Raw genomic sequence first — 12,703 nt, forward strand, 5'->3', positions numbered from 1 at the left:
TGTCAGCGCCCCCGGTTGGCCTGGCGGTCCAGGCGTAGGAGGGCGGCCTCGTAGGCGCGTTCGTGATCCGACCGGCACTTGGGGCACTTCTGGGGCGGGATGGTGCCGCCGTCGACGCGGCAGAACTTGCCGTCGAGGGTGCGGATGTGGCGCTGGCGGGTGGCGATCATCGGGCCACCTCCTGCTCGCGGCGCAGGATGGTGACGAGCTTGTCCTTCTGGGTGACGGTCAGCTCGGGCCAAGAGTCGACGACTCTGTCGATGTAGACGTCCAGTTGGGACCGAGTGCCAAGGAACGCCTCGAGTGCCTCGGCGGGGACGCGCCACTGGCGCGGACCGACACGCACAGCCTCAAGGTTGCCGCTGTTGATCCAGGTGCGGACGGTCTGAGGGGTGGTGCCGGTCGTGGCGGCGACATCAGCCGTGGATAGGTAAGTGGTGGGCAGCACGGGAGAACACCTCTTCGGTGATCTTCCCGGGCGCCCTGCCCCGGTCCTATCAGTCCCCGCGTGGGACTACGGTCGTTTAAGGCATGATGTTCAGTTAGTAGCGACTATAGCACGTTAACGAGTGGGAATCGCCCTTAGTGATGGCAACCGTAGAGCGGGTACAGCGCCTGAGAGGTCCTCAAGGGCACGCTCGCGCTGGTGGCGCTTCAGCGTCCAGCGATGAGTTTCGTCCCCGCACCACTCGCGAAATGTGACATCTATGAAGATGCCCTCACCCGGCTCCTTGCCGTGTTGCTTCTCAAGGAGCTCACGACTCCTCTCGGCGGTGCGGGCAATGATGTCCTGCCCATCCTCGTCACGCCACCATTCGCACAAGCGGTAGCAGTGAGGACAGGTGATGTTCGCGACGTGGATCATCTGGGCTCCATATGGACGTGGTCGGGGTTGAAGCGGGCACCCTTGCCGGCGGGCAGGAGCGTGATGGTCATGAGGACGTTGATGACGTCCCGCTTGGCCTGTAGCGGCAGGTCGGCCCACACCTGGGCAGGGTCAGCGGCGGCCGCCACGGACACGGCGGGGTTGGCGCCGGTGGCGGCGGCGATCGTGTCCTCGATGCCCTGGAGCTGGGTGGCGATCTTCCCGGCCTGCTCACGCACGGCGGCGGCGGACAGGAGCCCTTCGGCGAGGAGGCCGGCGAGGTCGTCGCGGCGCTCGCGCAGGGCGGTGGCCTCGCGGCGGAGGGCGTCGATGTCGACGTCCGGGGTGAGGAGCGCGAGGGCGTCGGGGCGGGACAGGATCCCGACGACGGCACCCTCGACGACGTGGTCGACGGGCTCCATGATCCGGGAGAGGTGAAGTCGCTTGCAGAGGTACTTCCGGCTCTCGGGCTTCGTATACATGACGTCGCCGCACCGCCCGCAGCGCACGATCCCGGAGAGGAGGTACTTGGCGCGGGCGGTGGCGGGGCTGGTGCGGCGTTGGGGGTTGCGGAGGGTCTCCTCGAGCTGCCGGAAGGTGCCCTCGTCGAGGATGGCGGGGCCGGTGACGCCCATGTCCTCACCGCGGTAGATGACGCGGCCGGCGAGGCGCGGGTTCATGAGGACCCGCCGCAGGGGCGTGTGGGCCCAGGGGCCGCCGAGGGTGGTGGTGACGCCGGCGGCGTTCCACTGGTTAACGAGGGCCATGATCGTGCCGCCGTTGAGGACATGGGCGGCTGCGTCCCTGATGAGGGCGGCCTCCTCCTCGACGATGACGACCTTGTCGCCGTCACGGGCGAAGCCGAACGGGCGGATCGTCCACGCGACCTTGCCCCGCTCCGCACGCTGGCGGTTGGCGCGGCGCTGACGGGCACCCTTGCGTTCGACCTCGCCGCGGGCGACGGACGCGAGGATGCGGGCGAGCATCCGGCCGGTATCGGTAGACAGGTCGAGGTCCCCGGTGACCGTCGCGAGCCGCACCCCGGTGCGCTCGCAGAGTGCGATGATCTCCTCGAGGTCGATGAGGCGGCGGGTGAGCCTGTCGAGGTGCCAGACGATGACGTGCTGGACGGCGCCCGAGCTCATCTGCTGGAGGAGCTTCTGGTACCCGGGTCGGGCTACGCCGGTGGAGGCGGAGATGTCGTTGTCGGTGAGGACGTCGGTGACGGTCCAGCCGCGCTGTGCGGCGAGGGCGCGGCAGTCGGCGATCTGGCGCTCGACGCCGGCCCCGGTGCCGTCCCTGTCGAGGGACTGGCGGGCGTAGATGATGGCTCCCATGATTCGGAAGGGTACCCGGTTGACAGCCTGGCTGCTCGCCGTCGTCGTCCTCGCGGCGTGCGGGGGCGGGGAGGAGATGCAGGACCCGACGGCGTCCCCCTCGGCGACGACCCCGGCCCCGGCGCCGACCCCGGCGGCGCCCGAGCCGACGACCGCCGAGCCGCCCCCTCAGGAGCCGCAGGTGCTCGCCACCGGCCTCGACGTCCCGTGGGGGCTGGCCTTCCTGCCCGACGGCACGGCGCTGGTCACCGAGCGGGACACCGCCCGGGTCCTCGCCCTCGCCCCCGGCGAGGAGCCCCGCGAGCTGGCGACCGTGCCGGGGGTGGCCGCGCAGAACGAGACCGGACTGCTCGGGATCGCCGTCTCCCCCGGCTTCACCGAGAACCGGCGCGTCTACGTCTACCTCACGAGCGAGACCGACAACCGGGTGCTGCGGATGGTGCACGACGGCGAGCGGCTGGTGCCCGACGTCGTCGTCCTCGAGGGGATCCCGCGCGAGACCTACCACTCCGGCGGCCGGATCGCCTTCGGGCCGGACGGGTACCTCTACGTCGCCACCGGGGACGCCGCCGTCCCGTCCACCGCCCAGGACCCGGGCTCGCTCGGCGGCAAGATCCTGCGGGTCGACGAGGACGGCCGCCCGGCGCCCGACAACCCGGACCCGGGCTCACCGGTGTGGTCGCTGGGGCACCGCAACGTCCAGGGCCTGGGCTGGGACGCGCAGGGGCGGATGTTCGCCTCGGAGTTCGGGCAGGACACGTGGGACGAGCTCAACCTCGTCGAGCCCGGGGGCAACTACGGCTGGCCCGAGGTCGAGGGCACGGCCGGCGTCGAGGGCCTGGTCGACCCGCTCGTCACCTGGCAGCCCGCCGAGGCCTCCCCCAGCGGGATCGCGGTGACCGACGAGGCCGTGTACGTCGCGGCGCTGCGCGGGCAGTCCCTGTGGCGGGTGCCCCTGGAGCCGGGCGCGGGCGAGCCGCAGCGGCTCCTCGAGGGCGAGTACGGGCGCCTCCGGACCGTGGCGGTCGCGCCGGACGGCCGGCTGTGGCTCCTCACCTCCAACACCTTCCGCGGGGAACCGGGACCCGAGGACGACAGGGTCGTCGCCGTCGACGAGGAGTGGCTGGCGTCCCGGGGTCGGTGACTATGGTGGCGCGGTGGACCGGGACCTGGCGCAGGCGCGCAGCGACCTACAGCGGCTCGTCGCGCGAGCAGCGGACGGCGAGCTCGGGCAGCCGCCGGAGGTGCACCGGGTGGACGCACGGGCCCGCGCCGAGTACCGCCCGGCGGCCGTGCTGCTGCTCTTCACCCCGACCCTCGTGCGCCCGGGCCTCTTCCCCGCCCTCGACCTCTTCCTCGTCCAGCGCTCCCCCCTGCTGCGCCACCACCCGGGGCAGATCGCGCTCCCCGGCGGGCGCGCCGACCCCGGCGACGCAGGGCCGGCCGGCACCGCGCTGCGCGAGGCCCACGAGGAGATCGGCCTGCCGCCCGAGCGGGTCGAGGTCATCGGCACGCTGCCCGAGGTCGCCGTCCCCATCAGCCGCTTCCTCGTCACCCCCGTGGTCGGGTGGGCCGCCGACCCGGGCGACCTGGCGCGGGTGGAGGTCGGCGAGGTGCTCCACACGCTGCGCCTGCCGGTGAGCGAGCTCCTCGACCCCAGCGGACGCTCGACCGTGACCATCCACGGGCACGGCAGCGCCGGCTTCGCCGTCACCGGCGGCTGGGTGTGGGGCTTCACCGGCAACCTGCTCGACGGCGTCTTCGACGAGCTCGGCTGGACCCGGCCGTGGGACCGCGGGCGGGAGTACGCGATGTCGATGGCCGAGGCGCGCGGGGACACGCTGCCGCCGCCGACGCCCGAGGGCTGAGCTCAGCGCACGAAACGCGGGCCTGCGGCAGGGTTCGCGCGGACGGCGAGGGCGTCGGCGATGCGGGTGGCCGACGACGGCGCGAGCGGCTGCGGCAGCTCCGCCAGCGGGAACCAACCGACCTCGAGGGACTCGTCGTCGGCCACGTGCGCGTCCCCGGAGACGTACTCGCACAGGAAGGCGAGCGAGAGGTACTGGGCCTGGTCCCCGTTGGGGTAGGTGACGACGTCGCCGCTGTCGACGGACGCGAGGGCCAGGACCCGGGCGACGACGCCCGTCTCCTCGAGGACCTCACGCACGGCGGCGCGGGCGGGCTGCTCACCGGGGTCGAGGATGCCGCTGATCGCGGCCCACATCCGGTTGTCGGCGCGGCGGCCGAGGAGCACGCGCTCATCGTCGAGGACGACGGCGGTCACTCCCGAGAGCCACAGCGGCGCCGTGCCCACGTGGGCGCGCAGGGCGGTGACGAACTCGGGGACGGGCACCGGGCCAGTGTGCCAGGGCTCAGAAGAGCGCGGCCTGCATGACGGCGTCGGGAGCCTGGGCCGGCGGCTCGGCCTCGCGTGCCGGGATCCTCAGCCGGGAGCCACCGGCCAGGCCGTGACGGCGCAGCAGCGGTCTCACCCGCTCGGCCAGCCACGTGCGGTACTCGTTCGGTGCGTAGGCGCCGCGCCCGTAGAGGCGCTGGTACTCCGGCACCAGTGCCGGGCGGTGCTGCCCCAGCCACTGCAGGTACCAGTCCTTGACGCCGGGACGCAGGTGCGCGGCCATGACCGAGGCGGAGGTGGCGCCGGCCTCGGCGATCGCGCCGAGGAGCGCGTCGAGGTGCTCGCGCGAGTCGGTGACCCACGGCAGGACCGGCGCGACCATGACGTGGCAGTCGACGCCCGTCTCCCGGATGGCGCGCACGAGGTCGAGGCGGGCGCGCGGGCTGGGCGTCCCCGGCTCGAGGAGGTGCTGGAGGTCCGGGTCGAGGACGGCCAGGGAGATGCCGAGCGAGACGGGCACGTGCTCGGCGGCCTGCCCCAGCAGCGGCAGGTCCCGGCGCAGGAGGGTGCCCTTGGTGAGGACCGACAGCGGCGTGCCGGAGTCGACGAGCGCGCCGATGATGCCGGGCATGAGCCGGTAGCGGCCCTCGGCCCGCTGGTAGGGGTCGGTGTTGGTGCCCAGCGCGACCTGCTCGCGCGCCCAGGAGGGCTTGGCGAGCTCGCGGCGCAGCACCTCCGGGGCGTTGACCTTGACGACGATCTGGCTGTCGAAGTCCGCGCCGGCGTCCATGTCGAGGTAGGTGTGGGTGGAGCGGGCGTAGCAGTAGACGCAGGCGTGGCTGCAGCCCCGGAAGGGGTTGACCGTCCAGCGGAAGGGCATCCGGGAGGCCTCCGGCACCCGGTTGAGCACCGAGCGGGCGGTGACCTCGTGGAAGACGATCCCGGCGAACTCCGGCGTGCGCACGGTGCGGACCAGGCCGGCCATCTTCCGCAGGCCCGGCAGGGCGGCGCCGTCCTCGGCCGTGATCTGCTGCCCGTCCCACCGCATGACCATAGTCGAACACGTGTACGAGCCGCCGTCAACCCTGGCTTTCAGGTACGCGACTTGATAACTTCATCAAGTCACCAACTCGCTTCGACCCGGAGGACACGTGCCCGCCCGTTCCATCGACCTGCCCGTCTACGCCCTGAAGGCCGAGCTCTTCAAGGCGCTCGGGCACCCGGTGCGGATCAGGGCGCTCGAGCTGCTCAGCGAGGGCGACCAGCCGGTCAGCACCCTCCTCCAGGAGATCGGCATCGAGGCCTCCCACCTGTCCCAGCACCTCACGGTGCTGCGCCGCGCCGGGGTGGTGGCCAAGTCCCGCCAGGGCAACACCGTCACCTACAGCCTGGTCGACGGCTCCCTGGCGACCATGCTCGACGCCGCACGCACCTTCCTCCTCGGCTCGCTCGACCGGACGACCGACGCGCTCGGGGAGGACGGGGAGGCACGATGAGCGGCCCCACTCCCCTCGCCCCGCGCCCAACCTGGCGCTCGGCCGCACGCTACGTCGGCCACCTCACGCTGCCCCGCCGCTCCGACTACGCCGGCCTGTCCCGCTCCTGGCGCGCTGATCTCGTCGCCGGGGTGACCGTCGGCGTCGTCGCGCTCCCGCTCGCCCTCGGCTTCGGCGTCGCGTCCGGTGTCGGGGCGGCGGCCGGCCTCGTCACCGCCATCGTCGCCGGCTTCGTCGCCGCCGTGCTGGGCGGCTCCCACCTCCAGGTCTCCGGGCCCACCGGGGCGATGACCGTCGTCCTCATCCCGGTCGTCGCGCGCTACGGGACCGAGGCGGTCTTCGCGCTGTCGATCCTCGCCGGCGTCCTCGTCGTCGTCATGGGGCTCGTGGGGATGGGGCGGCTCGTGTCCGTCATCCCCTGGCCCGTCGTCGAGGGCTTCACGCTGGGGATCGGCGTCATCATCCTCCTCCAGCAGGTGCCGCTCGCCCTGGACACCGAGCGCCCGCAGGTGGAGAACGCGACGGCGGCGGCCGTGGAGACCCTGCGGGTCACCGACTGGCAGCGCGCCGTCGCGCCGCTGGCGGTGACGCTCGGCGTCGTCGTCCTCATGGTGCTGCTCACGCGGCTGCGGCGGTCGCTGCCGGCCTCGCTCATCGCCGTCGCCGTCGCCACGGTGGTCGTCGAGCTCACCTCGCTCGACGTCGCACGGATCGGCGCGCTGCCCGATGCGCTGCCCTCCTTCCAGGTGCCGGCGTGGGACTCGGCGGCGCTGGCGACCATGCTGCCCGCCGCGATGGCGATCGCCGCCCTCGCGGCGCTGGAGAGCCTGCTCTCGGCGCGGGTAGCAGACGGCATGGTCGAGACCGTGCCCGACACCGACGCCAACCGTGAGCTCGTGGGCCAGGGGCTGGCCAACGTCGCCAGCGGCCTGTTCGGCGGCATGCCGGCGACCGGCGCGATCGCGCGCACCGCCGTCAACGTCCGCGCCGGCGCGCGCACCCGCGTGGCCAGCGCGAGCCACGCCGTCGTGCTCGTCATCATCGTCCTGCTGCTCACGCCCGTCGTCGCGCTCATCCCGATGTCGGCGCTGGCGGGCGTCCTCGTCGTCACCGCCGTCCGGATGATCGACCTGCGGACCGGGCGCGCGATCCTGCGCGCCACCCGGGCCGACGCCGTCGTCTACCTGTCCACCGTCGTCGTGACGATCGCCTTCGACCTCATCGTCGCGGTGCAAGTCGGTGTCGCCGTCGCCGCACTGCTCGCGCTGCGGGCGATGGCGCGCGTCTCCGGACTCACCCGGCGCGACCTCCCGCCGGAGCTGGCGGCCGAGGAGGAGGACGCGCTCCTCCACGAGCAGGTGGCCGTCTACCACTTCCGCGGCGCCCTCTTCTTCGGGGGCACCAAGCGCTTCCTCGACGAGATGACGACGGTCAAGGACGTGCGCGTCATCATCCTCGTCCTGCGCGAGGTGCGCGTCATGGACGCCTCGGGAGCCCATGCGCTGGCCGAGATCATCACCGACCTGCGCCGCCGCGGGATCACCGTGCTGCTCAAGGGGCTGGACGCGCAGCAGCTGCGAATGTCCGCCGCCGTCGGCGTGCTCGACGCCCTCGGGGACGAGGGCCACTACTTCGCCGACCTGCCGGCCGCCGTCGCCCACGCGCGTAACCACGTGCGCTACGAGGTCCGCGGCGGCGCCGTGCTCGAGTGCGGCACGGACACCGCCGCGGCGGCGCGCTGATCAGGCGCGGGGCAGCTTCTCGACGATCTCGCCGAGCTCGCGGCGCGGTCCGGTGAAGAAGGGGACCTCCTCGCGGACGTGGCGGCGGGCCTCGGTGGCGCGCAGGTCGCGCATGAGGTCGACGATGCGGCCGAGGTCGTCGGCCTCGAAGCCGAGCAGCCACTCGTAGTCGCCCAGCGCGAAGGCGGAGATCGTGTTGGCCCGCACGTCCGCGTAGTCGCGGGCCGCCATGCCGTGGTCGCGCAGCATGGTGCTGCGCTCCTCCGGAGGCAGCAGATACCACTCGTAGCTGCGCACGAAGGGGTAGACGCAGAGGAAGCCCTTGGGCTCCTCGCCCATGATGAAGGAGGGCAGGTGCCCGCGGTTGAACTCCGCCGGGCGGTGCGTGCCCACCTGGGACCACACCGGCTCCAGCGCCGCACCCAGCTCGCTGGCCAGCAGCCGGTGGTAGGCCTCCTGCACGGCCTCGACGTCCTCGGCCCACCACCACACCATGAGGTCGGCGTCGGCCCGGAAGCCGGCGACGTCGTACCAGCCGCGGATCGTGAGGCCCGGCACGCCCTCCAGCGCGGTGAGCGCCTCACGCACGAGGCCGGCGCGCACGTCGCCCTCCTCGGGCAGCGGGTGGATCGCCCGGAAGACGCTGTACATGACGTAGGCGCTCTGCGGCTGGGGGGTGCTCATGGATCGGTGCTCCTGACGTAGAAGGGGAATCAGTCGGCAGTGCCGGCGAGGACGGGGATGCCGGTGACCTCACCGTGGCGCATGCGGCAACTGCCGGGAGGGGCGACGTCGGGGAAGGCGGGCAGCTCGCCGCGGACGACCACCGCCGGCTCCTCCCCGCGCTCGCGGGAGGCGCGCTCGAGGACGAGGTCGACGAGTCCGGAGACGAAGACGGGAGCGGTGCCCGCCGTCGCGGCGCGGGTGGCGTCCATGCCGTGCTCGCGGGCGGTCTCCATCGCCTCGGTGTCCAGGTCCCAGGCCACCTCCATGTGGTCGGAGATGAAGCCGATGGGGGCGATGACGACGCGCTTGACGTCCTGGGCGGCAAGCTCCTCGAGGTGGTCGTTGATGTCCGGCTCGAGCCACGGCGTGCGGGGGTCCCCCGAGCGGGAGCAGTAGGACAGGGAGGAGGTGACGTCGAGGCCGCGCTCGCGCAGCGTGGCGTCGATGACGCTGCGGACGTCCTCGTGCTGCTCGCGGTAGCCCGGGCCGGTGACGGCGGAGGCGTCCTGCATGGTGTCGGGGATCGAGTGCGTGACGTAGGCGACGTGGACGCCCTCACCGGCGGGCAGCTGCTCGATCGCGGCCAGCACGGCCTCGGTGTTCGCGTCGACGAAGCCGGGGTCGTTGAAGAAGGGGCGGAGCATGTCGATCTCGAGGCCCTCGCCCTCGACGCCGAGCTCGCTCACCGCGGCGGCCAGGTGCTCGCGGTACTGGCGGCTGCCAGAGTAGGAGGCGTAGGCGCTGGTGACGAGGACGAGGATGCGGCGCGCACCGAAGGCGACGGCGTCGCGCAGGGTGTCGACCGTGTAGGGGTGCCAGTTGCGGTTGCCCCACAGCACCGGCAGGTCGATGCCACGCTCGCGCAGCTCGGCCTCGAGGGCGGCGCGCAGGGCGAGGTTCTGCTCGTTGATCGGGCTCTTGCCGCCGAAGTGGAAGTAGTGCTCACCGACCTGCTCGAGCCGCTCGTCCGGCACCCCCTTGCCGCGCACGACGTTGCGGAGGAAGGGCACGACGTCCTCGTTGGCGTTCGGCCCGCCGAAGGAGCACACCAGCAGGGCGTCGTAGGGGGCTGCGGAGGACTGGGACATGGTGGAGGGCTCCTCGGTACGGCGTCGCAAACGGCCATCACCGTAACATCAGATGAAGTCACCCCTCCCCCGGTGTCGCCCACGTCACGCGGCACCGACGCCCGCGCCACGTAGGCCCGCGACTGAGGCGTTCGCCACGACTCGCCCCCTCATCAGATGAACTGCTTGATCTGATGAAGTCGATGTGTCAGGTTGAGTTGTCCCTTTTCCCGACACAGCTCGAAGGTGCCCTCATGACGCAGCTGGCCACGCCGCCGACGACGGCGCCACCGGTCAGCTCCTCCCCCGCATCTCACCGGCCGGCCCCGCGCCGCGCCCTGTGGCTGGCGGGCGGCGCCGTCCTCGCCCTCGTCGTCGCCGCGCTGCTCAGCGTGAGCCTCGGGACGCTGCGGCTCGACCCCGTCGAGGCGGTGCGCGCCGTGTTCGCCCCCGGTGAGGGGCAGGTGGGCACGGTCGTGTGGTCGATCCGGCTGCCGCGGATCGTCGTCGGGATGCTCGTGGGCGGGGCGTTGGCCGGGGTCGGCGTCGTCATGCAGGCGGTGTTCCGCAACCCGCTGGCCGACCCGGGCGTCACCGGCGTCTCATCCGGCGCGGCCGTGGGCGCGGTCGCGGGCATCACGCTGGGCCTGGGCGGCTCCCTCCAGTGGGGCGTGCCGGTCGCGGCCTTCGCCGGCAGCCTCGCCGTCGCCCTCATCCTCCAGGCGGTGCTCCAGGCCAACCGGGGCGCGAGCACCTACACGCTCATCCTCGTCGGCGTCTCGATCAACGCCTTCGCCGGCGCCATCATCTCCGTCCTCGTCGCCAACGCCGAGGACGACGCCCTCGCGCGCGGCGCGGTGTTCTGGCTCGCCGGCGACCTCGAGCTGCGCACCTGGACCCACGCCGCGATGGCCGCCGCGCCGGTCCTCGTCGGCCTCGCCCTCCTCCTCACCCGCGTGCGGGCGCTGGACGCGCTGCTCCTGGGCGACGACGTCGCCGCCACCTCCGGCTACGACGTCCACCGCACCCGGCTCGTCCTCCTCCTCGTCGCCTCCCTCGTCACCGGCGCCGCCGTCGCCGTCTCCGGCGTCATCAGCTTCGTCGGGCTCGTCGTGCCGCACGCGGTACGGCTCGTCATCGGCGCCAAGCACGCGCTGCTGCTGCCGATCTCGGTGGTCTGCGGGGCGCTGTTCCTCGTCCTCGCGGACACGGTCGCGCGGGCCGCCTCGGTGTCCTTCGTCGTCCAGACCGGCGCCGTGTGCGCCGTCATCGGCGCGCCGGTGTTCCTCGCCCTCCTGCTGTCGCGGAGGCGGGCATGAGCGACCTCGTCCTCGACGGCCTCGTCGCCCACCGCGGCCGGCCGCTGTTCGCGCCCGTCGACGCCACCGTCACACCGGGCACGCTGCTCGGGCTCGTCGGCCCCAACGGGACCGGCAAGTCCAGCCTGCTCTCCGCCGTCGTCGGCAACGGGGTGCGCTCGAGCGGCACCGTCCGCTACGGCGACGAGAACCTGCACCGCATGCGCCCGCGCCGCCTGGCCCAGGTGCTGTCCTACATGACGCAGGACAGCTACGCGCCCAACGAGCTGCGGGTGCGCGACGTCGTCGCCGTCGGTGCGCTCGCCACCCCCGAGGCGGGACCGACCGAGCAGCGCTCGGCGGCGGCGCTCGAGCGCCTCGAGATCGGCCACCTCGCCGACCGCAGCTACGCGCACCTGTCCGGCGGTGAGCGCCAGCTCGTCCAGGTGGCGCGCGTCGTCGCGCAGGCGGCGCCCGTCATGCTCCTCGACGAGCCCACCTCCGCCCTCGACCTGGGCCACCAGCTCACGGTCATGCACGTGCTGCGCGAGCACGCGAACGCCGGGCACGTCGTGGTCGTCACGATGCACGACCTCACCCAGGCGCTGCGCTGGGCCGACCGCGTCGCCGTCATCGCCGAGGGCAGCGTGACCCTCGGGGCACCCGACGAGGTCATCACCGCCGCGCTCATCCGCCGCGTCTACGGCGTCACCGTCGAGGTCTTCACCTCGCCCGGCGGCTCCCCCACCCTCAGCCTCGTCCGGCCGTCCTGCCCGACGGCCACCACCTACACCAGCCAGCGCCCCGTCGCGGCACGTCACTGAGAGGACGCCCGTTGCGTCACCGTCTGCTCCTTCTGCTCGCCCTCCTGCTCACGCTCGGCGCGTGCTCGACCGCCTCCCCCTCGGAGTCCCCCACCGCGGACGACGACGGCGCGGCCGCCTTCCCCCGCACCGTCCAGGTCCCGGCCGGGCGCGAGCTGCCCGCTGACGAGGTCACCCTCGACAGTGAGCCCCAGCGGGTCGCCGCGCTCACCTACGAGACCGCCTCGGTCGTCGCCGAGCTCGGTGCCGCCGACCGCCTCGTCATGGTTCCCGAGCAGGCCACCAACCCGGTGCTGTCGAACCACCCGGAGGAGATGGCCGCCGTCGAGAACCACGTGGCCAGCGAGAGCAGCATCGACGCCGAGGCGGTCATCGCCGCGGCTCCCGACCTCGTCGTCCTCAACGACCGTCACGGACTGGAGGCCGGCGTGGGGCAGGTTCTCGAGAGCGCCGGCATCCCGGTGCTCACCCTGCCGAACACGTGGGCCAGCGTCGAGGACATGACGACGAACGTCGCCCTCGTCGGTGAGGCGCTGGGCGTGGAGGACGCCGCGGCCGCCCTGGTCGAGGAGCTGAGCACCGGTCTGGCGGACGAGTCCGCCGCGGACGGGCCGCGCGTGCTCGTGCTGAGCAACCAGGCCGGGCGTCCGTTCGTCACCGCCGGCGGCGCATTCCCGCTCGAGGTGCTGCGCCTGGCCGGCGCGCAGGACGCCAGCGAGGCCCTGGGCATGGTCCGGACCGGGCCGATCTCGGCGGAGCAGGTGCTCGCCGCGGAGCCCGACCGCATCCTCCTCATCGACATGAACGGCTCGGGCGACTCGATCTTCCGCCCGCTGCTGGACAACCCGGCCGTGGCCGGCCTGCCCGCCGTCGCCGAGCACGAGGTCCTCCTTCTCGAGGGCCGCGAGGTGCAGGCGCTGGGCCTGTCGGGGACCGTCTCGGGGCGCGAGCAGATCGTCGAGTGGCTCGCCGGCTGAGCGACGACCCCTTCA

General features: G+C 73.0%; 14 protein-coding genes. 7 read left to right on the forward strand and 7 right to left on the reverse strand.

The window, feature by feature from the left end; all coding sequences use genetic code 11:
* Positions 1–2: 2 nt before the first annotated feature.
* From AA0005_RS11050 to AA0005_RS11060, 3 genes are all read right to left on the reverse strand, one after another.
* On the reverse strand, positions 3–170 hold the full coding sequence (locus AA0005_RS11050) for a hypothetical protein (protein WP_413450221.1): 168 nt from the start codon (positions 168–170) through the stop codon (positions 3–5).
* The gene (locus AA0005_RS11055; RefSeq protein WP_413450222.1) at positions 167–448 is read right to left on the reverse strand and encodes a helix-turn-helix domain-containing protein; all 282 of its coding nucleotides are present in this window, start codon (positions 446–448) and stop codon (positions 167–169) included. The genes AA0005_RS11050 and AA0005_RS11055 overlap by 4 nt, the downstream gene beginning before the upstream one ends.
* Before the next feature lie 413 nt (positions 449–861).
* Entirely contained in the window at positions 862–2,202 is a 1,341-nt protein-coding gene (locus AA0005_RS11060) for a recombinase family protein (protein WP_413450223.1), read from the reverse strand.
* Here AA0005_RS11060 and AA0005_RS11065 point away from each other — a divergent pair.
* Together AA0005_RS11065 and AA0005_RS11070 are read left to right on the forward strand one after the other, a co-directional pair.
* Positions 2,201–3,346 carry a PQQ-dependent sugar dehydrogenase gene (locus tag AA0005_RS11065; RefSeq protein WP_413450224.1) on the forward strand — a complete coding sequence of 382 codons (1,146 nt, stop codon included), beginning with the start codon at positions 2,201–2,203 and terminating at the stop codon, positions 3,344–3,346. The two genes, AA0005_RS11060 and AA0005_RS11065, sit on opposite strands and share 2 nt — an antisense overlap.
* A gap of 13 nt (positions 3,347–3,359) precedes the next feature.
* Positions 3,360–4,070: an NUDIX hydrolase gene (locus tag AA0005_RS11070; RefSeq protein ID WP_413450225.1), complete on the forward strand. Its 711-nt coding sequence runs from the start codon at positions 3,360–3,362 to the stop codon at positions 4,068–4,070.
* A 2-nt stretch (positions 4,071–4,072) separates the two neighbouring features.
* On the opposite strand, the gene AA0005_RS11075 is transcribed toward AA0005_RS11070, so the two are convergent.
* Positions 4,073–4,555: an NUDIX hydrolase gene (locus AA0005_RS11075; RefSeq protein WP_413450226.1), complete on the reverse strand. Its 483-nt coding sequence runs from the start codon at positions 4,553–4,555 to the stop codon at positions 4,073–4,075.
* Positions 4,556–4,574: 19 nt separating this feature from the next.
* Positions 4,575–5,606 carry an Rv2578c family radical SAM protein gene (locus tag AA0005_RS11080; RefSeq protein ID WP_413450227.1) on the reverse strand — a complete coding sequence of 344 codons (1,032 nt, stop codon included), beginning with the start codon at positions 5,604–5,606 and terminating at the stop codon, positions 4,575–4,577.
* A gap of 103 nt (positions 5,607–5,709) precedes the next feature.
* Between AA0005_RS11080 and AA0005_RS11085 the strand changes: the two genes are divergently transcribed.
* On the forward strand, positions 5,710–6,054 hold the full coding sequence (locus AA0005_RS11085; protein ID WP_413450228.1) for an ArsR/SmtB family transcription factor: 345 nt from the start codon (positions 5,710–5,712) through the stop codon (positions 6,052–6,054).
* Positions 6,051–7,796, forward strand: a complete 1,746-nt coding sequence (locus tag AA0005_RS11090; protein WP_413450229.1) for a SulP family inorganic anion transporter — start codon at positions 6,051–6,053, stop codon at positions 7,794–7,796. Before AA0005_RS11085 ends, AA0005_RS11090 begins: the two co-directional genes overlap by 4 nt.
* On the opposite strand, the gene hemQ is transcribed toward AA0005_RS11090, so the two are convergent.
* Both hemQ and AA0005_RS11100 read right to left on the reverse strand, forming a co-directional pair.
* A complete protein-coding gene (gene hemQ, locus AA0005_RS11095) occupies positions 7,797–8,480 on the reverse strand; it encodes a hydrogen peroxide-dependent heme synthase (RefSeq protein WP_413450230.1) in 684 nt (227 codons plus the stop codon).
* A 29-nt stretch (positions 8,481–8,509) separates the two neighbouring features.
* The gene (locus tag AA0005_RS11100; RefSeq protein WP_413450231.1) at positions 8,510–9,610 is read right to left on the reverse strand and encodes a ferrochelatase; all 1,101 of its coding nucleotides are present in this window, start codon (positions 9,608–9,610) and stop codon (positions 8,510–8,512) included.
* 233 nt (positions 9,611–9,843) lie between these two features.
* Here AA0005_RS11100 and AA0005_RS11105 point away from each other — a divergent pair, with 233 nt between their 5' ends.
* The 3 genes from AA0005_RS11105 to AA0005_RS11115 are packed head-to-tail and all read left to right on the forward strand — an operon-like array spanning position 9,844 to position 12,688.
* On the forward strand, positions 9,844–10,908 hold the full coding sequence (locus AA0005_RS11105; RefSeq protein ID WP_413450232.1) for a FecCD family ABC transporter permease: 1,065 nt from the start codon (positions 9,844–9,846) through the stop codon (positions 10,906–10,908).
* Positions 10,905–11,711 (forward strand): ABC transporter ATP-binding protein, encoded by an 807-nt coding sequence (locus AA0005_RS11110; RefSeq protein WP_413450233.1) that lies wholly within the window; start codon positions 10,905–10,907, stop codon positions 11,709–11,711. Before AA0005_RS11105 ends, AA0005_RS11110 begins: the two co-directional genes overlap by 4 nt.
* A gap of 11 nt (positions 11,712–11,722) precedes the next feature.
* Positions 11,723–12,688, forward strand: coding sequence for an ABC transporter substrate-binding protein (locus AA0005_RS11115; protein WP_413450234.1), 966 nt, complete (start codon positions 11,723–11,725; stop codon positions 12,686–12,688).
* Positions 12,689–12,703 lie beyond the last annotated feature (15 nt).

It is taken from the genome of Georgenia phoenicis, assembly GCF_047302425.1.
Lineage (GTDB): Bacteria > Actinomycetota > Actinomycetes > Actinomycetales > Actinomycetaceae > Oceanitalea.